Below are 21,997 nucleotides of genomic sequence, written 5' to 3'. Positions count from 1 at the left end.
CATGGCAAAGCATCCCACATCTACCCCACCGGATCGCCGGCCGCCCCCTTGGGCTGACCGGCTACTGAAGCGCGTGCTGCCCGCCGATCTGCTGGAAGAACTGCTAGGCGATCTGCACGAGCAATTTGAGCAACAAGTCGCCGAAATTGGTGCGGCTAAAGCCCGGCAGCTCTACGTACTGGAAGTGGTCAAGTTCTGTCGGCCTTACTTCCTCAAACGGCGGGCCGCGTACCATAAGCACAGTGTAAGCGAATACCCTCAACCTCTGTTACTAAGCCCTGATATGATCCGCAATTATTTAAAGATCGCTTTGCGAAGCCTGTCTAAAAACAAGGTTTATTCGATGATCAATATTGCCGGGCTGTCGGTGGGTATGGCCGTAGCAATGCTCATAGGTCTTTGGATTTACGATGAGCTATCGTTCAATAAATCTTTCGAGCATTATGACCGCATTGCCCAGGTCATGCAAAATCAGACCATCAATGGAAGCACATCAACGGCCACTGCAGTTCCTGTACCGCTAGCCGATGTGTTGCGAACGAAGTACGGCAGTGATTTTAAGCACATCGTGCTTTCTTCCTGGACGGAGGGCCACATTCTGTCATTTGGTACCAAGAAGTTCTGGAAGGCGGGCAACTTCATTGAGCCTGAAGCCACAGAGATGCTTTCGCTAAAGATGCTTAAAGGCACTCGAGCGGGCTTACAAGAACCTAATTCGATCATGCTCTCTGAATCAATAGCCAATACTTTTTTTGGCCACGGTGATCCTATAGGCCAAGTGCTGAAGATTGATAACGACATAGCAGTAAAGGTCACAGGGGTTTATCAGAACCTACCCAGCAACAGCCAATTCAGTAATCTCGATTACCTGGTTCCCTGGCAAGTTAATGAGGCTATACGCGACTGGGTGAAGAAATCACGGGAGAAGTGGGACAACAATTCGTTTCAGATTTTCGTCCAGCTTGCCGACCATACCGATATGGAGCAGGTGTCGACCAAAATTAAAGACGCTAAACTGGCTAATGTAAGCCCTAACCTGGCCCAGTTCAAACCTGAGATTTTCCTCCAGCCAATGTCTAATTGGCATTTGTATTCGGAATTTAAAGACGGAGTAAACATTGGTGGGCAAGTTCAATTTGTCTGGCTGTTTGGCATCATTGGCGTTTTTGTCCTACTGCTGGCCTGCATCAATTTCATGAACCTCAGCACAGCCCGTAGTGAAAAACGAGCTAAAGAAGTGGGCATCCGCAAAGCCATTGGGTCGATTCGCCTGCAACTTATCAGTCAGTTTCTGAGCGAATCATTGCTGATCGTTCTGATTGCTTTCGGCATCTCCTTACTGCTGGTTGAACTAGCGCTACCGCTCTTTAATGAGGTTGCCGCCAAGCAGATGGTTATTCCCTGGCTGGTACCTCGATTCTGGATAGTAGGCCTTGGTTTTACGTTACTTACTGGCTTGCTGGCTGGTAGTTACCCAGCGTTGTATCTCTCCGGCTTTGAGCCCATAAAAGTTTTAAAAGGCACCTTTAGAGCCGGACGTTTTGCGTCTTTACCGCGTCAGGTACTGGTCGTGGTGCAGTTTACAGTTTCGGTCACCTTAATCATCGGCACCATCGTTGTGTTTCGTCAGATTCAATTCACCCAAAACCGTCCCATTGGCTACGATCGAAACGGTTTGCTGTTTGTACAAACGACTACATCGGATATTCACAATCACTTCGATGCGTTTCGCCGAGAACTGATTGCTTCCGGCGCAGCCACGGAAACAGCAGAGTCTGAAAGCCCACTAACCAGCGTGTGGCACACGAACGGTGGTTTTGACTGGGAAGGGAAAGACCCTGATCAGCAGCCTGACTTCGCCGTTATCGGCGTATCGTATGAATTTGGGAAAACGGTCGGCTGGCAGTTTAAGGATGGGCGTGATTTCTCGCGGACATTTGGCACGGATTCGTCGGGGATGGTCATCAACGAAGCGGCCGTAAAATTCATGGGAATCAAAAATCCCGTAGGGAAAATCATCCGAGAAGGCGATTTACGGTATAAAATTATTGGTGTCATTAAAGACATGGTCATGGAATCGCCGTATGACCCCGCCCGCCAGACCCTTTTTTACCTGGCCAAGTTCCCGAACAACTTCGTCAACATCCGAATAAATCCTAACATCAGCGCCAGCGAAGCCGTGAGCACCATTGGGGCCATTTTTCAAAAGTACAATCCTACTGCCCCCTTTGATTACAAGTTTGCCGACGCGGAATACACCAGGAAGTTCGCGGCCGAAGAACGGATCGGTACGCTGGCTTCAGTCTTTGCGGTGCTTGCCATCTTTATCTCCTGCTTAGGTTTGTTCGCTCTGGCTTCGTTCGTCGCTGAGCAGCGGACCAAAGAAATTGGCATTCGTAAAGTAATGGGAGCAACGGTTGCCAATGTATGGACTATGCTGTCAAAGGATTTTGTGCTCCTGGTCATGATCGCCTTCAGCATCGCTACACCGATCGCCTATTATTTTCTAAATAATTGGCTCCACAACTATCAATACCGGACGGACTTGTCGTGGTGGATTTTTGCCGTAACAGGCGCAGGAGCGTTGCTTATCACCTTGCTAACGGTAAGCTATCAGGCCATTAAAGCGGCCCTACTAAACCCTGTCAAATCTCTTCGTTCTGAGTAAGTTATGAAACCCTATGCTCAACCACCCGACTGGGCCAATCGTTTACTGGCACGGTTCATTCCATCAGACTTGCTGGAAGAACTATTAGGCGATCTGCACGAGCAATTCGAACAACAAGTCGCCGAAGTTGGTGCGGCTAAAGCCCGGCAGCTCTACGTACTGGAAGTGCTCAAGTTCTGTCGGCCCTATTTTCTGAAACGACGAGCCATTCATCACAAGCAACTCTCACCGGTTACTCAATTTAACCCCTACTCTCAGCAGGAATACCGTACCATCCTATTTTTCAATCCTACCATGATTCGCAATTATCTGAAAATCGCCTGGCGTAATGTCATTCATAACAAGACCTTTTCGGCCATCAACATCTTAGGGTTAGCCTTAGGCATGGCCTGTAGCCTGCTCATTTTCCTGTGGATACAGGACGAGTTCAGAGTAGATGCCTACCACGCACACGGTCCGCAGTTGTACAATGTCATGGAGCGCCAATATTACGACGGGAAAGTTGAGGCCGGCCCCAGTACACCCGGTTTGCTAGCTGACGAGCTAAAAAAAGCCTTTCCCGAAATCAAATATGCGGCCGGACTTTCCTGGGAAGATCAGCATACGTTTACGGTTGGCGACCGCATCAATAAAGAAAAAGGCCGATCGGTAGGAGCTGACTGGTTCAACATGTACAGCATTCCACTATTGGCCGGAGCTGCCGAAACCGCACTGAGTGCACCGACAAACATCGCTATATCCAACAAACTGGCGCAAAACTATTTTGGCAGTGCCCAGGCCGCCATCGGAAAAAGCATCCGGCTCGATAATAAAAGCGACTACCTGATTACGGCGGTCTTTAGTGACATCCCCCAGAATAGCTCAGAACGGTATGATTACCTGCTTAGCTGGCAGGATTTACTTAACCGGAACGAGTGGCTGAAAGACTGGGGGACTAACGCTTCCAGCACGCGTATTATGCTGCAAACCGACCGCATGGGTCAACCCGCCGACCCCGCCCGGTTGGAAGCTAAAATGCTGTCGTTCCTGAAAAAATATAATCCTGGGCTCAAAACCGGTACGTTCGACATCCAGCTCTTTCTTCAGCCGTTTCAGGAGGCTTACCTGTATTCGAACTTTAAAAACGGCTACCAGGATGGCGGCCGCATTGAATACGTTCGGCTGTTCGGCATCGTAGCCGTAGTTATTCTGTTAATTGCCTGCATCAACTTTATGAACCTGGCGACGGCCCGTTCGGTGAAGCGCGCCCGCGAAGTGGGTGTTCGGAAGGTTATTGGAGCAGCCAGGAGCCTGCTGGTTGGTCAGTTTATCGGCGAAGCGTTGCTATTAACATTGCTCGCGCTGGTGATCTCGCTGGTACTGGTCTGGTTGTTGCTGCCGGTATTTAATAGCCTTACCGAGAAGCACATTACGTTCCGGATTTCAGATGCTTCGTTCTGGGTTACGCTGGTTGGCATGACCCTCCTTACCGGACTGATTGCGGGCAGTTATCCAGCGCTGTTTCTATCCTCGCTAAATCCAATACGTGTTTTAAAGGGTACGATTCAGTTTGGCGCTGGCGCGCGACTGTTTCGCCAGAGTTTGGTCGTGTTTCAGTTTGTGTTGTCGCTCGTGCTCATTGTCGGCACCATCGTTGTTTATAGGCAGATCAGCTACATCCAGACCAAAAACCTCGGTTTCGACCGCGCGAATCTGATTTATGTACCGGCCGAAGGTGAGTTGGCCAGCAAATACACGACCTTCAAACAGGAGCTGCTGGAAAGACCCGGTATTCAGAGTGTAACGTACATGAATGGTACACCTACCAACGCGTTTGGCAGCACTGGGAATGTAAAATGGCCGGGTAAAGACCCGAACTTGAATATCGAATTTCAGTTCTCTACCGTCGATTATGATTTCACAAAAACGCTGAAGATTAGCCTGAAAGGCCGTGATTTCTCGCCAGCTTATGGTATGGATTCGGTAAGTTATCTGATCAACCAAACAGCCGCCCGCCGAATTGGTTATGAAGACCCGATCGGTAAACCGCTTACGCTCTGGGGTAAGCCAGGCACCATCATCGGCGTTCTTGATGATTTTCATCAGCACTCGCTGCACATTGCTATTGAACCAATGATTATCAAATTAAGCCCGGATCTAACGAATCAAAACATCATTGTGCGGACTCAGCCCGGACAAACCAAGCAAGCGCTGGCGAGTCTGGAAACGGTATGCCGCGAGCTGAACCCGAAATTTCCATTCTCGTACAAATTCTCCGACGATGAGTTTCAGAAGCTGTACCACAGCGAAACGGTTGTCGGTACACTGGCCAACTACTTTGCATTCTTAGCCATTTTCATTTCGTGCTTAGGTCTTTTCGGCCTTGCGACATTTACGGCCGAACAGCGCACCAAAGAAATCGGCGTTCGGAAAGTGCTGGGTGCATCTGTGCCTAGTATTGTCACCCTACTATCCCGCGACTTCCTCAAGCTGGTGCTACTAGCAATTATCATTGCCTCTCCTCTTGCCTGGTATGCGATGTCGCAGTGGATGCAGGGTTATGAATACAAAGTAGGTATTGAATGGTGGGTATTTATCGTAGCGGGTGTGCTGGCCATCGGCATTGCGTTACTGACGGTCAGCTTCCAAAGTATTAAAGCCGCGTTGATGAACCCTGTCAAAAGCTTAAAAGCCGAGTAGAACGGAGCATATACAACTCGAAAAGCACTGCGCAGAACACAGTGCTTTTCGAGTTGTATATGCTCTAAATTTGAGGTTAGTATAGCCATTAATACGATTTTAACGTAGATAGCCATTTGTCGTTATCTATCTTTGGAAACGCCTTTATCTGAACACAGCTGCCCGCTTTAGGGATTACGTATGGCCAACGCAGTTCCCAAAACACAAGCATCCCGAACCTCTTCACCCTCGTTGCTGAACTTACTCAAGCCTTATTCCCGGCAGGTTGGTGTATTAATACTTTTGGCACTGGTTAGTAACGGAGTCAACCTGGTACTGCCAATGGTTATTTCACAGGGCATTGACGCGTATACAGCGGGTCATTTTGCCCTTCGAACAATGGTCGTTGAGTTTCTGGTCGCGTCGCTGCTGATTTTCGTTTTTACGTACGGGCAAAGCATCGTTCAAACCTTTGTTTCCGAGCGGGTGGCAAAAAACCTGCGTACCCAATTGGCAGATACCATTTCCCGCCAGAGCTTTTCGTATATCCAGCAGGCCAACCCGTCGAAGCTGCTCACCAACCTCACCTCAGATGTTGACTCGGTCAAGCTTTTTGTTTCCCAGGCGATTGTCTCCATCGCATCCTCGTTGTGCATTATTATTGGAGCCAGTATTCTGCTGATCAGCATCAACTGGAAACTCGCGCTGACCGTTCTGGCTATCGTCCCGATTATTGGGGGTACGTTTTTCTACGTATTGAAACGAGTTCGGGTATTGTTCATCAAAAGCCGCGAGGTAATCGACTGGCTCAACAAAGTCATCAACGAAAGCATCCTTGGGTCGGCTCTGATTCGGGTGCTTAACTCGCAGCAGCTGGAATACAACAAGTTTATGGCCGCCAACACCGACGCCAAAGACCTGGGCCTTGCCATATTACGGTTGTTTGCTACCCTGATTCCGGTTATCAGTTTTACGGCTAATATGGCAGTTCTGGCGATTCTGGTATTGGGTGGTCGTTTTGTGATAACCGGCAGTATGTCGCTGGGTGATTTCTCGGCCTTCAACAGCTATCTGGCAATGTTGATTTTCCCGATTATTGTAATCGGCTTTATGAGCAACGTAATCGCACAGGCTTCGGCTTCGTACACGCGGGTAAGTGCGGTGTTACAGGCGCCTGCCCCCGCTAAAACCGGCACCGTAACAACCCGACTGCAAGGCGAGGTGGAGCTTCGGAACGTATCGGTTTACTACGGCGAGAAGCCCGCGCTAAAAGACGTTTCGTTTACGGTAAAAGCAGGTACACGAACGGCTATCGTTGGCCCAACGGCCGCCGGAAAAAGTCAGCTTTTGTTTCTGCTGACCGGACTAACCAAACCGACATCAGGTAGTGTTTATTTTGACGGGCAATCCATCGAAAGCTACGACGAGGACGTATTTCATCAGCAGGTTGGATTTGTCTTTCAGGACAGTATTATCTTCAATCTGACGCTCCGCGAAAACATTGCTTTCAATGGGAACGTAACGGACGAATCGCTGAAACGAGCCATCGACACCGCCGAATTAAGCGGCCTGGTCCAGTCGATGCCCGGCAAACTACAAACGATTATTTCTGAACGCGGGAGCAGCCTGTCAGGAGGGCAAAAGCAGCGGATCATGCTGGCCCGGGCACTGGCACTAAACCCCAGCGTACTCTTACTGGACGATTTTACGGCGCGGGTCGACCCCAATACTGAGCAGAAGATACTGGCGAATGTGCAACAGAATTATCCCGGACTAACGCTCATCTCAGTGACCCAGAAGATTGCCGCTGTCGAGGATTATGAGCAGATCATCCTACTTATGGAAGGCGAGGTAATTGCCCAGGGGACTCATCCCGAACTGATGAAAACCAGCCCAGAGTACATTCAGATTTCCCAATCACAACGGAGCACGAGCCAGTATGAACTACGATCTTAATCAGTTTGTGGGCCAGACAGAAGAAAAAAATGCTACGGCCAAAGCGCTCCGAAAGCTACTGGCGCTTATTGTCGATGAGCGGCAACGACTGATTCTGGCGGGTATCGCCATTCTGATCAACTCGGGCCTGACGCTGGTAGGACCCATTATTATCGGTCAGACCGTCGACCGGTACGTCCGGACCAAACAGTTCGACGGCATTCTGACGAACGCGGGTATGCTCTTCGTCATTTACACGGTTGCGTTCATGACCAACTACCTGCAAACCCGCCTGATGGGGAGCGTCGGACAGCGCACCTTATTCAAGCTGCGAAACGCCGTGTTTAATAAGCTGCTGGAACTGCCGGTCGCGTTCTTCAACCAGAACAAGGCCGGAGATCTGATTTCACGAATCAACAACGACACCGATAAACTCAATCAGTTTTTCTCCCAGTCGCTGATGCAGTTTGTGGGCAGCATTTTCATCATGACCGGAGCCGGTCTGTTTCTATTATTCATTAACCTGCCGTTAGGAGCAGCCGCTCTGTCACCGGCCATACTTATCTGGCTGTTCACAAAAATGACCTCGGCCTGGGTAAAGCGAACGAATGCCGCAAACCTGAAAAGCGTAGGAGACCTAAGCGCCGATATTCAGGAGAGCCTGACCAACTTCAAGGTCATTATTGCCTTTAATCGGCGGGATTATTTTCGGAAACGTTTCGAGGAAGTCAATCAGCAGAACTACCGGACAGCGATTGGAGCCGGACTGGCCAACAATGTCTTTTTGCCCGTTATTGGCCTGGCAGCTAACATCGGCCAATTAGTTGTGCTTACGTTCGGCATCTACCTGATCACCACGAACCGGTTCTCCATTGGTCTGCTGATTAGCTTTCTGGCGTACATCACCAATTTTTACAATCCACTCCGCCAGTTGTCTACGTTATGGGCCAATTTTCAGGTGGCACTGGCGGGTTGGGATCGCATTTCGCACCTGCTGGCTTTACAAACCAACCTGCAACCCGTTGCCGATCCGTTAACCGTTTCTAGCTCATCCCTGCTGTCGTTTCGTAACGTATCGTTTAGCTACCCCAACGGCAGCGACGTATTGCACAACATTACGTTCGACCTCGAACGGGGCAAAACCTACGCGCTGGTCGGTCCGACAGGGGGTGGAAAAACGACAACTGCCTCGCTGATTGCTCGTTTATACGACCCCACCAGCGGAACGGTACTGCTCGATGGAACCGACATTCGCGGTTATAGTGCTGCCGAACGCTCACGGAAAATTGGCTTCATTTTGCAGGAGCCTTTCCTGTTTACAGGCACCGTTCGGGAAAACATTTTGTACGGCAACGAAACGTATCAGTCGTACACCAACGAACAACTGGCTGCCGTAATCCAGGAGACAAACCTGGAAAAGCTCGTCGAGCGGTTCGACCAGGGCTTAGATACCCACGTACAGACGGTTGGCGACACCATTAGCCTGGGCCAACGGCAACTGATCGCGTTTATGCGGGCCGTGCTACGTAACCCCGACTTACTTATCCTGGACGAAGCCACTGCCAATATTGATACCATTACGGAGCAACTACTCGACGAAATCTTACAGAACCTGCCCGAATCGACCACGCGGATCATCATTGCCCATCGGCTCAATACCATCGAAACCGCCAACGACATTTTTTTCATCAATGCTGGGCAGGTCACCCGTGCCGGATCGCTCACCGATGCCGTCGATATGCTCATGCATGACAAACGAACCAGCTAAGCGACCAATCGCATTCAGCAAATTTCCATGTCCGTCCGCGTACGAAATCTGTCCGTTTCTGGACAAAGCATACGTAACAGTGCTACCAAAACAGCCCATTCTAATCAGGAATGGGCTGTTTTGGTATTTGGCAAGGCATTTGACATACAGAAATAGAGGAAATAAAACGTAACTGATTAACTCCCTCCTTTAGCTGATGCGACGTAGTGACTTAGGTGAGTTTGAAGAGGTCGTTTTGCTGGCCGTGACGGTACTCGCGCCGAAAGCCTATTCGGTGGGTATCGCCGAAGAGCTCGAACGGGAAACGGGACAGACCGTCAGCACCGGGGCGGTTCACGCGGCCCTCCAACGACTCGAAACAAAAGGCTACCTCCGCTCTGAACTGGGCGAAGCTACGGCCGAACGGGGTGGTCGGCGCAAACGCCTGTTTACCATTACGGCGCTGGGCGGGCGCGTCCTGAGTGAGGTTCATTCGGTACGTAGCCGGTTTTGGGATCGCATCACTCCGCAGACTATGCTGAAATGGAGCTAGCCCAGCCGTTGTATGGAACCTAACCAATTTAGAACCCCACCCCGACCCGCCGGTGATCCGGCACTCCGACCGCCCAAATGGCTCGACAGGCTGCTTACCTGGCTTATAGCTCCGCATCTGCGGGAGGAGGTGTTGGGCGACATCCACGAACGATACGCCTTGCGGGTACAGCGGCTGGGAGCACGCAAGGCACGTAACACGTACTGGCGCGAGGTGCTGGCTTATATGCGCCCGCAATTCATTCGACGTAAACCATCAACCTACCCTACCCCAACTTATACTGATATGCTACGTAATTATGTCAAAATCGCCCTTCGAACGCTCAGCCGGAACAAGCTATACACTGCTCTCAATATGGCGGGGCTTACGTTCGGCCTTACCTGCTTTTTGCTCATTGGGCTGTATGTGTTCGATGAACTCACCTTCGATCAGCAGCATAGTCGGGCCAGTCGGATCTACCGGGTTATTGAGCACAAAACCGTGAACGGTGAAGCAACGACCATTGCCGCAGCCAGCTATAAACTGGCCGCCGAATCGAAAAAAAGCCTGGCTGAAATTGAAAATACAACGCGGATATCAAGACCCGGACGCGCAAACCTAATCAACCCTGAAAACCCTGTAAACTTCCAGGAAACAATTACCAACGCCGATGAGAATTTCCTGCGAATCTTTGATTTTCCGCTGCTGTCCGGCGACAGGAATACGGCCCTGAAAGAACCAAATTCAATTGTTATCAATGAAGGGCTGGCCCTACGGCTGTTTGGTCAAACGCAAGTGTTGGGCAAATCGCTCCAGTTCAGCCACATGGAGTCCCCATTGACCGTAACGGGCGTATTGAAAAATCACCCTAGTAATTCAAGTTTCGATTTCAATTCACTGGTGTCTGAGGCCTCATTTCGCAATAATGAATCGTTTCAACAAACAATGACCAGCGATTGGTCATCCACCGGATTTTCAGTTTATGTGCTGCTGAAGTCCAATTCTACTCCGGAAGCGGTTCCCCACAAACTAACGGACCTAGTTCTCGCGAACGCCAAACTGGAGGCAGGAACCAGCCTATCGTTCAGTCTCCAGGCCCTGAAAGACATCCACCTCCATTCGGAAGGAATAATCGATGGAGCACGAAACTCAAACGTAACGGCTATGGCTCAGGGAAGCCCGCTGTACATCAGCATCTTCTCGTTCGTTGCGTTCTTTGTCCTGTGCATTGCCGGTATCAATTACATGAACTTATCGACGGCCAGAGCCTCCAATCGCCTGAAGGAAATTGGAGTACGAAAGTCGATTGGTGCTGTCCGAAGCAATCTGGTGTATCAGTTTTTGGTAGAAGCGCTGTTAATGGCAAGCATCTCGCTGGTCCTGGCGCTGCTGCTGGTCAATATTCTGCTGCCCTTCCTCAATCAGTTTGTCAACAAACAACTGACGCTCGGTTGTGGAACCGACTATCGAATCTGGCTGATGACCTTAGCCGCAGCCCTGTTGATTGGGCTATTGTCTGGGAGTTACCCCGCCTTGTTGTTATCCGGTTTCAGGCCCGTTCTGCTGCTGAAAGGGATGAAGACAAACCCGCAGGGCAGCCTGAGTTTGCGCAAAGCCTTAGTGGTGTTTCAATTTACAATTTCTACGGTAATCATCATCGGCACCATCGTCCTCTATCAGCAGGTGCAGTTTATGAACACGACCGACTTAGGTTTCAACAAAGACCAGATGGTTGTGATCGATGTCAATACCGGCGCGGCCCGAGACCGTTTCGAGACGATTAAAGCGAACATGGCTAAGATTCCGTCGGTAAAGAACGTATCGGTCACGTCCCGGGTCCCCGGCGAGTGGAAAACGATTCGAACGGTTAAGATCAGTACTCAGGGTAAGTCTAATGATCCTAAAGTCGCCTACCTCATTGGCGCGGACAAAGACTTTCTCAACACCTTTGAAGTAGACCTTCTGAAGGGAAGAAACTTCATTAATCCGACCGATTCCACGGCTGTACTCCTAAACGAAACAGCGGCTCATCTACTGAATATTACCGAACCATCTGATCAGCTCGTGGAGATTCCGGCTATGTCGCGAGGTAGTGAGTTTCAGCCCATCAATGATGACAATACGCCATTTAAGGCCCGGGTAGTTGGCATTGTAAAGGATTTTCATTTTCAGTCATTGCACGCCAAGATTGAGCCCCTGGTTTTAGCCTATAATCAGAATCCGGTGCATGGCATCGACTATTACACGGCACGTATCGACGCCAACAACATTTCACAAACGTTAGAGAAGCTGAAAGCCGTGATGCTGAAAGCCGATCCCGATGATCCGTTCGAGTATCATTTTCTGGACCAGCAACTGGCGCTCTTTTACCTGGAAGACGCTCGTCGGCAAACCCTTTTGATTTGGGTAGCGCTGGCAACCATCTTCATCGCTAGCTTCGGGCTTTTCGGTCTGGCGACCTATGCTGCCGAACAACGTGTCAAGGAAATCGGCGTCCGGAAAGCCCTGGGAGCCAGCGTTCTGAGCATTACAACTTTACTCTCTCAAGATTTCCTGAAGCTGGTATTGATTGCCAATGGCCTTGCCTTTCCGCTGGCCTGGTGGGCTATCAATCAATGGCTGAAGGAGTTCGCATACCACATCGATGTAGCGTGGTGGGTATTCGTCGTTGCGAGCGTTTCCGCCATTGCTATCGCCTTAGTAACCGTTAGCTATCAGGCCATCAAAGTGGCTTTGGTGAATCCCGTGAAGAGCTTACGTAGTGAATAGTAGTTCACGTAACCCGTTCAGTCGTATGAACCCAAATCAGCCAACGCCCCCACCGCCCAAGTGGCCTGACAAACTGCTTAACTGGCTAGTAGCTCCCCACCTGCGCGAAGAGGTACTGGGCGACATCCACGAGCGCTATGCCCTACGAGTGAAGCGGCTGGGTGAACGCAGGGCCCGTCGCTCCTACTGGCGGGAGGTGCTGGCCTATGTGCGCCCGGAGTTCATTAAACGACAACCATCTACCTATCCAAATCCAACTAATACCGATATGCTACGTAACTATCTCAAAATCGCTCTCCGCAACCTGGCCAGGCATAAAGGCTATTCGGCTATTAACATTGGCGGTTTGGCAGTCGGTATGGCCGTGGCTATGTTGATTGGTCTGTGGATTTACGACGAACTATCGTACAATACGCACTATGAGCATTACGATCGCATTGCTCAGGTTATGCAACATCAAACGTTTAACGGACACATTGGCACGCAAAAGGATGTTCCGGCTCCGTTGGAGGCTGAACTGCGAACTAAGTACGGCAGTAACTTCACACACCTGGCGATGTCGGCCTGGCTGGGCGACCGCATCCTCTCCTACGGCGATACTAAGATTACGCGTTCAGGTAATTATATGGGTGCCGAAATGCCAGAAATCCTGTCGCTGCACATGCTCAAAGGCAGTCGTAATGGCTTGAACGAAACCAATACTATTTTGCTGTCGGCCTCAACGGCGGAGTCGCTCTTTGGCGGGGCTGATCCGATGGGAAAACTTATTCATATCGACGGCAAAGCGGATGTTCGGGTGACAGGCGTTTACGAAGACCTGCCGTTTACTACCGAGTTTCGCGATCTTAAGTTCATAGCTCCCTGGGAATTATACGTAGCCACGCAGCCCTGGGTGAAACAGGCCCGTGATCAGAACCTATGGGGAAATAACTCGTTTCAGCTGTTTGTTCAGCTCGCCGACAATACGGACATGGAAACGGTGAGTAACCGAATCAAAAACGCCAAATTAAACAACGTACCGGCCGACGACAAAAAATTCAAATCGGAGATGTTTCTGCACCCGATGAGCGACTGGCGCCTGCGTGGTAACTGGGAAGAAGGCATCAAAACAGGCGGCTACATTCAGTACGTTCGGTTGTTTGCCATTGTGGGCGTGTTTGTTTTGCTACTGGCCTGCATCAACTTCATGAATCTCTCGACGGCCCGCTCCGAAAAACGCGCCAAAGAAGTGGGTATCCGCAAGGCCGTCGGGTCAGTACGGGCCCAGCTGATCAACCAGTTTTTCAGCGAGTCGTTTCTGGTCGTTGTTTTTGCATTTATCGGTGCTACGTTGCTCATTCTGGTTCTTTTACCCTGGTTTAATGAAGTAGCCGACAAACACATTACGTTCCCCTGGACAGAGGCATCATTCTGGCTAACCAGTTTTGTATTTATATTGATCACCGGGCTGCTGGCAGGCAGTTATCCAGCCTTTTATCTTTCGTCCTTTCAACCGATTAAGGTCTTAAAAGGCACCTTCAATGTGGGACGCTGGGCAGCCGTGCCGCGTAAGGTGCTGGTCGTGGTTCAGTTTACGGTTTCCATTACGTTGATTATTGGCACCAGTATCGTGTACCGACAAATTCAACACACCAAAAATCGTCCGATTGGCTACGATACTAACGGGCTTGTCATGATTCAGATGATGTCACCCGCCTTTTACGGCAAATATGACGTACTAAAAACAGAGCTAAAAAATGCGGGGGTCATTCAGGAAATGGCCGAATCATCCAGTCCGATGACCGGTGTTTGGTCCAATAGTAGTGGCTTTAGCTGGCCAGGGAAAGACCCGTCGCTCGATGATGACTTCTCGACCGTCTGGGTAACGCATGATTTTGGCAAAACCGTAGGCTGGCAGTTTAAAGAAGGCCGTGATTTTTCAAGAAAATTCACTACGGATTCGCTGGCCGTAATTATCAATGAATCAGCGGTTAAATTCATGGGCATTAAAAATCCGATTGGCACCGTCGTTAAATGGGGAAGGGACGATGCTCCCGATAAGCCTGGCTATTTCACGATTATCGGTGTGATCAAAGACGTACTGGCCGAATCGCCCTACGAACCCGTGAAGCAGGCCATATACTTCCTGGATTATGAAAATGTCAACTGGATAGCCCTCAAAATCAATCCTAGCCGAAGCGCCAGCGAGTCAATGGCCGTTATCGAAGCTACGTTCAAAAAGCACATCCCGTCGGCCCCATTCGAGTATAAGTTTGCGAACGAAGAGTTTGGAAAAAAATTCGCGTCGGAAGAGCGTTTCGGCAAGTTGGCGGGTGGTTTTGCCCTGCTGGCCGTCCTCATCTCCTGTCTGGGGCTATTCGGTCTGGCTTCGTTCGTAGCTGAGCAACGCACCAAAGAAATCGGCGTTCGGAAAGTGCTGGGCGCTTCGGTCCTGAACCTGTGGAGTTTATTGTCGAAAGATTTCGTGGTGCTGGTTATTATTTCCTGCTTCTTGGCTTCGCCTATTGCTTACTACTACCTGGGCAAATGGCTACAAGAGTATACGTATCGAACGGAAATGTCCTGGTGGATTTTTGCAGCCTCTGGCATGGGCGCTTTGCTCATTACGTTACTGACGGTCAGCTACCAAAGCATTAAGGCAGCCGTAATGAACCCGGTAAAAAGCTTACGGACGGAATAGCTGCCCAATTCATCAGTCGTATGAACCCAAATCAGCCAACGCCCCCACCGCCCAAGTGGCCTGACAAACTGCTCAACTGGCTGGTGGCTCCCCACCTGCGGGAGGAAGTGCTGGGCGATATCCACGAGCGCTACGCCTTACGGGTCCAACGGCTGGGAGCACGCAAAGCCCGGAACACGTACTGGCGCGAGGTACTGGCCTATATGCGTCCTTCCATGATTAAACGGAAACAACCTGATCATCCTAACCCCTTAGCTATCCTCATGCTACGTAATTATATTAAAACCGCTCAGCGTAGTCTGCTGAAGAACCGATTCTACTCGCTGATCAACATGACCGGCCTGACCGTCGGCCTGACCGTTGGCATTCTCCTTCTGCTTTGGGTGCAGCATGAACTAAGTTTCGATCGGTTTCACCGGCAGGCTTCGTCCATCTACCGGCTCGAAAACTGGGGAGGGACCGGCAGTAGTCGGCAACTCTGGACGGTGACCGTAGCGCCCATTACGGACTACGCAAAAAAGCAGCTACCGGAAGTAAAAGACGCCGTTCGGATGAGCTTTAATGACACGTATACTTTGTTTAAGTACGCCGATAAGGTGTTCAAAGAAGACCGCACCAAGTTCACCGACCCAGCATTATTCTCAGTTTTTGACTTCAGGTTAATTCAGGGAAACCCAGCCAATCCGTTTCCCGACAATCACTCGATTGTGCTCACCAAAACGACCGCTAATCGCTATTTTGGCGATAGTAACCCCATAGGCAAAATCCTGTCGGTCGATGATAAGACTTCCTTTAAGGTCAGCGGTATCATCAACGACTTCCCCAAAAATTCGAGCATTACGGCCGACATACTGTTGCCTATGTCACTACGTTTTAAAGACATCTACGGAGGCAGGAACGATGGTAAAACCGTTGCGCAGGACTTTAGCGAGTTTAATTACGAAACGTATTTACTACTCCAACCCGGCACCTCTATCCAGGCGCTTGCGGATAAATTACGGACCATCCACCTTAGCCATAAACCCGATGATACGGACCTGAATTACGTAATACAACCTTTGTCCGACATGCATCTGTACAGAGCCGACGGCACCAACGGCGGTATTGAAACGGTCAGGATGTTTGGACTCATCGCCCTGCTCATTCTGGCGATTGCGTGCATCAATTACGTTAACCTATCCACTGCCCGCGCCATGCTACGTTCTAAAGAAGTAAGCATGCGCAAAATTGTGGGTGCGGCACGCCAGCAGTTGTTTTTACAGTTTTTGGTGGAGACCGCACTGCTTTTCGCCGTAGCAACCGGGCTGGCGCTTAGCTTGATTTATTTCCTTTTACCCGTCTACAACCAGATTTCCGGCAGGCAGTTGGTTCTTGACCTGTCAGACTATCGCTTATGGCAGCTTATTGGCCTGACCATTTTCGGAACGCTGGTTGCGTCAAGCATTTACCCGGCCTTACTGCTGTCTTCTTTTGATCCGCTGAAGGCGCTAAAAGGCAAAGTATCGGCCCGCATGAGTGATGTTACGTTCCGCAAGGTACTGGTGGTTACGCAGTTTTCGGTATCGGTGATTCTGATTGTTGGTACGTTTATTATCAGTAAGCAACTCGAGTATATCCGGTCGAAATCACTGGGTTACGACAAGACGCATGTGTTCGCGTATTTCATGCGTGATCTGAATAAGCACTACGACGTAATAAAAGCTGATTTGTTGAATCAGCCCGGTGTGGCTGGCGTAACCCGAGCCAGTTCAAACATAATTCAGCTTGGGAACCAAACCGGCGATAACGAATGGGATGGCAAAGAAAAAGGTGAAACCATGTTTATGCGTCCGGTTGCGATTGACAAAGACTTTGTGCCCTTCTTTAAAATGAAGCTGCAGGAAGGAGCCAACTTCACAGGGGCGGTTTCGGATTCAGTCCATTTCATCCTGAATGAGACGGCCGTTAAAGCGGCCCGTCTTAAAAACCCTATCGGGAAACGATTCCGGCTCTGGAACCGCAAGGGCACGATCATCGGGGTTGTGAAAGACTTTCACTTTGCCTCCATGCGCCAGAAAATAGAACCAGCCATCTTTTATTACGCTCCCGAGCAACTCAATGCAATCTATATCAAAACGATAGGCAAAGAAGCTGAACCTGTACTAGCGGCAGCCGAACACTCCTGGAAGCAATACAACGCCGATTATCCGTTCGAATACTTCTTTCTGGACGATCTATTCGACAGCCTTTACAAGTCGGAGCAACAAACGGGCACCCTATTTAACCTGTTTGCGTCGATTGCCATCCTGATTTCGTGTCTGGGCTTGTTTGGCTTAGCCACATTCACCGCGCAGGTACGTACCCGCGAAATTGGCGTTCGGAAGGTATTGGGGGCCAGCGTAACGGGCATACTCCGGCTGCTGGCCGTCGACTTCATCAAGTTAGTGATTATTGCCATCGTCGTTGCCGTACCGATTGCCTGGTACACAATGAGCCAGTGGTTACAGGATTTTGCGTACAAGATTGATATTGAGTGGTGGATGTTCGTTCCGGCCGGGTTAGCCGCCCTGTTCATTGCGCTGCTGACCATAAGCTTTCAAAGCCTTAAAGCCGCCCTGATGAACCCCGTCAAAAGCTTGCGAAGTGAATAGCGTAGTAATCAGTTAGTACGCTACAATCTCCTTTTTATTCGGCTCTATTTTCTTGTACGGATTATTTAAAAATTCCCGCATGAAGTAGTTCATATCGGGCCCGCTAACCATGTGGGCCCGATTGATAAACAACAATCGCTGGCTGTTGGGCATGTAATGATGGATTCTGTCGATGTAGAGCGGGCGACAGGCGTTGTCCATTTCGCCATCGGTTAACAAAGCCGGTTTGCTGGAGTAAAAGGGTAGTTTGGTCGCTGGACTGATGGGCGGCACCTGCCAGCAATCGCACATTTCTTTATAGACATCATTAATGTGATACCCCTTCAGATATGGGTAAGTTTCATAGAGTTGCTGGAGGACCTTTTCGCTATGATACGCTGCCTGATCAGCACAATACACCGAAATCCGCATGCCGGATGGGCCATTACCGTTGGCAAGTATATTGTCGAGCATTGGTCTGATATAGCGCTCATGATGCCCTTGGATCATTTCCGTAATGATGAACGGAATATCTTTCGGAGGAGAGTTGACAAGGATACCCAACAAATCACTGCGCGTATATTGAATTTGCAATGGATTTGTAGTGCCGTTTTCAACGTAGGAAATCGTAAATAGTTTACCGCCGATTGACGTAAAATAGCGCTCGAATTTTCCTTTCAGGTCTCCATACCGCGCTTTATCTGTCGAGTCCTGGTCAACATGCCTGAACAGTACGTTCAACGATTCATTGAAGTTAGCTGGCTCATCCTCGTCAATGGGAACAAAGGTCGGGAGTGGTGAGTCCAGCACTAACGACCTAACTTTGGACGGGTCTTTCTGTAGCACAGCCAGCATAAGCCCTCCGCTATAGGATCCACCAAACAGATTAACCGAATCGATTTTTAAGGTAGCCAGCAAGTCGTGAATGTCTGACACGGTTTCGTCTGTATTATACCCAGACAAATCGATGCCTTTAGATTCCAGTGCTTTTCTGTAGCGTTTAGTGCCAACCACAACCATGCTATCCTTATTCAGATTTTTGCGATACGATTCTTTGATGGCATCACTCAGTTCATCGCTCCACAGATTCGGAACGGCGTAATGGGTGCCTCGCTGCTCAAAGGCAATGCAATCGCGATCGTTGATCACTAATCGCTGGGGGACTCCCCTCACCCAGCCCAGCGAACTACCACCTGGCCCACCTGCCGTAAACAGCAACGGGTCCTTCTTTTTGTTGGGATTTTTGCTTTCCACCAGAATGAAGGGGAGTTTAATGGTTTTCCCATTCTTCTTCTTTCGGTTCTCGGGCACGATCAGGTACGCGCAACGAGTCTGAAAGCTGCTGTCTACTTTAACTTGACAGGCGCAGGGTTCCAGTTTACGAACGACACCTGGCTGGCTCCAGGCTGATAGTAGAGGAAATTGCAGGAGTAAGAATAGCGCGGTTACTACCAAATGGTTGTTCATTCGTCTTCTTATTAATTTTCTACAAAGCAAAAAGACGAACTGCGCAGATTTTAGTAAAAAACGGACAATCTGAATTGTAACGCGGACCGTCCGCGCTACAAACACTCACTCAGCTTCTGGCCTGTAAATCTGACGACATCCTTATAGAAATGGCTCATGTCGTAATAGCCGAAGTCGTCGGGTGAGAATTGGGTTCGATTGGCGACGTAGCCCGTCAAGGCCGCCCTGACTCTTACGCTAGACAAGTACTGTTTGGGGGATACACCCACGACCCGGTGAAAGTAGCGGTTGATGGTTTTAGCCGTCACGAATGTCCGGTCGGCCAGCTGGCCCGGATTGAACACTAACCCACTCGCTTCAAACGTACCAATGGTATTGGTTACGATGGTTCGGTAATGATCTGCTCGTTTGCGGCTGACGTATTGACTCAAAAAGAAAGACTCAAGCAGTTCAATTCGTTCGGCAAACTCATTTAGCTGTTTGACACGCTGGATCAATGCAACGGGCAATATCGTTTCCAATCGTACAACCTGATCGACCAACTGCACCTGGTTGATACCCAGTATCGCTTCGAGTCCGCCGGGATAAAACTTGATGGTAAATATGTGGTCGGTTGGCAAGTTAAATCGCTCGACAATAGAGTTTCGAAGCAACAGCACATCAGCATCCTTTTGGATTAAATATCGATTAGCACCGACCACCATTTGATACGGCTCACCCAGATTAATATAACAGGTAGGCGTCCAGCTCGGAAACATCCTGACTGTAAACGGATTGCTTGCTACGTGCTGATACGTTTCCTCAGCGGACGATTCCGAGAAAAACTCGATGTGTTGCGCCAGTTCGTTGGTGGGCGTGTAGAATCGGTACAGCTTACGGATGTTATCGAAGATTTCGGTCATTGGAATACGTGCCCGTTTTTCACACTGGTTACGGTCTCTGTTCAGCGTAACAGAGGCAAGATAAGCATCTAAGTTGCAACCTGATCTAGTGGTTTAGCCACCAACAGTCAGAATGCGGTTTGAATTTGGTAAGTTTGCTCTATGCAAAAGACCGAAACGCTCGAAGAGTTTTACCGGCACAAGTTCAAGCAGTTGCCCGAAACGCTGCAACTTGACATGGGGCAGGCCAACGTCTTCCGCCTGGAAGAGTGTCTGGCTCCCAATGCCCGGCCGGTAGCCTATAGTCGGCGCGATTTCTATAAGATTTCGCTCATCCGTGGGCACCACGCGTATCACTACGCCGATAAAAGCATCGAAATCACACAACCAACGCTCCTGTTTTTTAACCCACTGGTGCCGTATACCTGGCAACCCATAGCCGACGACACGACCGGTTTTTTCTGCATTTTCCGGGAAGCCTTCTTCAATGGCCGGTTAAGCCCTAACCTGACGGACTTACCGCCGTTCCGGCCGGGGGGGCAATCTGCATACCCCTTAAACGTGCGTCAGGACGGCGAAGTAAGTGCGCTTTTCGAGAAGATGCTGGCAGAAATCCACTCTGATTACGTGTTTAAATATGATTTGCTTCGAAACTACGTGTCTGAACTGATTCATTACGCGATGAAACTACAGCCTGCCGATACGCTCTATCAACACCCTGATGCCCGAGCGCGGCTAACGGCTATATTCATCGAGCTCCTCGAACGGCAATTCCCGATTGAAACGCCTGCCCAGCGGTTTACCCTCCGGTCGGCGAGTGATTTTGCCCAGCACCTCGCCGTGCATACCAACCACCTGAATCGCTGCGTTCGGGACACAACCGGTAAAACCACCACCGACCACATTGCCAGTCGGCTGGCCAGCGAAGCGAAGGCGCTGCTTAAGCATTCAGACTGGAACATCGCTGAAATTGCCTATAGCCTCGGCTTTGAGGAACCTGCCCACTTCAATTACTTTTTCAGGAAGCAAACCGGTCAGGCACCGTCTGCTTACCGGCGTGTTTGAATTTCATAAGTATCCGTTTGAATTTGGCAAATCCTCCTCCTGTCCACTGACCTACCTTTGCTCCCGTTAAACAAATACACGTAACGGAACAAAATCATGAATACGGAACAGGTTTGGTTTATCACCGGTGCATCCAAAGGTATTGGACTTGAGTTAGTTAATCAGTTGCTGCAACAGGGGCATCGGGTAGCAGCAACCTCGCGCGATGTGGCGGAACTGCGTCGGGCCGTCGGCGTCGAATCGGCCCATTTCCTGCCTATGGCGGTAAATCTGGTGAGCGAATCATCCGTTGACGAGGCCATTCAGGCTACGATTGCGCAGTTCGGCCGGATTGATGTGGTCGTTAATAACGCGGGTTACGGACAGTTGGGTGGCCTGGAGGAGCTGACTGACGAGGAGGCCCGTGCCAATTTCGACGTCAACGTGTTTGGTCTACTGCACGTGATCCGGCGCGTTATGCCGCAGTTGCGGAAACAACAATCCGGACATATCTTGAATATCTCCTCTATTGCGGGTATCACCGGCAACTTCCCGGGCTGGGGCGTTTACTGCGCTACGAAATTCGCCGTTGAAGGGCTATCCGAATCGCTGGCGGCTGAGGTGGCTCCGTTCGGCATTAAGGTAACCATTGTAGAGCCAGGTTATTTCCGAACCGAATTCCTGTCGGGCTCGCTACGGGTTCCGCAGGACTCGATGGAAGAATACGCGCTGATTCGGGAGTCCGAAGCGGTTCACCAGCAGCAAATCAGGGGCAACCAACCTGGCGATCCGGTCAAAGCCGTAGCCGCCATGATCCAGATTGCTGCCGAACCCAATCCGCCCCTCCACCTCTTTCTGGGGCAAGATGCGTTTGACATGGCTCATGTGAAAATCAAAGCCCTGCAAGACGACCTGGCTCAGTGGAAAGAACTGACGGCGTCTACTAATTTCGTTGAACCAGCCGCTGCTTAGCGCATTATCCACGGCGCACAGAACATACCGGATAA

Annotated in this window: 12 protein-coding genes; 10 read left to right on the top strand and 2 right to left on the bottom strand. The window is 50.1% G+C overall.

The genetic code is table 11. From position 1 onward, the window contains the following. Position 1 precedes the first annotated feature (1 nt). The 8 genes from ACYVIY_RS05670 to ACYVIY_RS05635 all read left to right on the top strand — a co-directional run bounded on the left by ACYVIY_RS05670 (position 2) and on the right by ACYVIY_RS05635 (position 17,619). Positions 2-2,668 carry an ABC transporter permease gene (locus ACYVIY_RS05670; RefSeq protein WP_460975327.1) on the top strand — a complete coding sequence of 889 codons (2,667 nt, stop codon included), beginning with the start codon at positions 2-4 and terminating at the stop codon, positions 2,666-2,668. Positions 2,669-2,671: 3 nt separating this feature from the next. Continuing rightward, complete coding sequence (locus ACYVIY_RS05665; protein WP_460975326.1) at positions 2,672-5,347, top strand: ABC transporter permease; 2,676 nt, start codon at positions 2,672-2,674, stop codon at positions 5,345-5,347. Between the two features lie 180 nt (positions 5,348-5,527). Then, a complete protein-coding gene (locus tag ACYVIY_RS05660; protein ID WP_460975325.1) occupies positions 5,528-7,282 on the top strand; it encodes an ABC transporter ATP-binding protein in 1,755 nt (584 codons plus the stop codon). Continuing rightward, on the top strand, positions 7,266-9,029 hold the full coding sequence (locus tag ACYVIY_RS05655; RefSeq protein ID WP_460975324.1) for an ABC transporter ATP-binding protein: 1,764 nt from the start codon (positions 7,266-7,268) through the stop codon (positions 9,027-9,029). The genes ACYVIY_RS05660 and ACYVIY_RS05655 overlap by 17 nt, the downstream gene beginning before the upstream one ends. A 196-nt stretch (positions 9,030-9,225) precedes the next feature. Beyond that, complete coding sequence (locus ACYVIY_RS05650; protein WP_460975323.1) at positions 9,226-9,561, top strand: PadR family transcriptional regulator; 336 nt, start codon at positions 9,226-9,228, stop codon at positions 9,559-9,561. 12 nt (positions 9,562-9,573) lie between these two features. Further along, positions 9,574-12,309, top strand: coding sequence for an ABC transporter permease (locus ACYVIY_RS05645; protein ID WP_460975322.1), 2,736 nt, complete (start codon positions 9,574-9,576; stop codon positions 12,307-12,309). A gap of 25 nt (positions 12,310-12,334) precedes the next feature. After that, complete coding sequence (locus ACYVIY_RS05640) at positions 12,335-14,989, top strand: ABC transporter permease (protein WP_460975321.1); 2,655 nt, start codon at positions 12,335-12,337, stop codon at positions 14,987-14,989. Positions 14,990-15,009: 20 nt separating this feature from the next. Next, the gene (locus ACYVIY_RS05635) at positions 15,010-17,619 is read left to right on the top strand and encodes an ABC transporter permease (protein ID WP_460975320.1); all 2,610 of its coding nucleotides are present in this window, start codon (positions 15,010-15,012) and stop codon (positions 17,617-17,619) included. A 12-nt stretch (positions 17,620-17,631) separates the two neighbouring features. Here ACYVIY_RS05635 and ACYVIY_RS05630 read toward each other — a convergent pair whose 3' ends face one another. Continuing rightward, complete coding sequence (locus ACYVIY_RS05630) at positions 17,632-19,065, bottom strand: alpha/beta fold hydrolase (protein WP_460975319.1); 1,434 nt, start codon at positions 19,063-19,065, stop codon at positions 17,632-17,634. Positions 19,066-19,160: 95 nt separating this feature from the next. After that, the gene (locus ACYVIY_RS05625; protein WP_460975318.1) at positions 19,161-19,967 is read right to left on the bottom strand and encodes an AraC family transcriptional regulator; all 807 of its coding nucleotides are present in this window, start codon (positions 19,965-19,967) and stop codon (positions 19,161-19,163) included. A 141-nt stretch (positions 19,968-20,108) separates the two neighbouring features. On the opposite strand from ACYVIY_RS05625, the gene ACYVIY_RS05620 reads away from it, so the two are divergent. Beyond that, entirely contained in the window at positions 20,109-21,011 is a 903-nt protein-coding gene (locus ACYVIY_RS05620) for a helix-turn-helix domain-containing protein (protein WP_460975317.1), read from the top strand. A 96-nt stretch (positions 21,012-21,107) separates the two neighbouring features. Then, complete coding sequence (locus tag ACYVIY_RS05615) at positions 21,108-21,962, top strand: oxidoreductase (protein WP_460975316.1); 855 nt, start codon at positions 21,108-21,110, stop codon at positions 21,960-21,962. The last annotated feature ends 35 nt before the right edge of the window (positions 21,963-21,997 follow it).

This window comes from Spirosoma knui (assembly GCF_054780635.1).
Note: the sequence above shows the minus strand (reverse complement) of the source record. Positions and strands in the feature narration are given on the sequence as shown.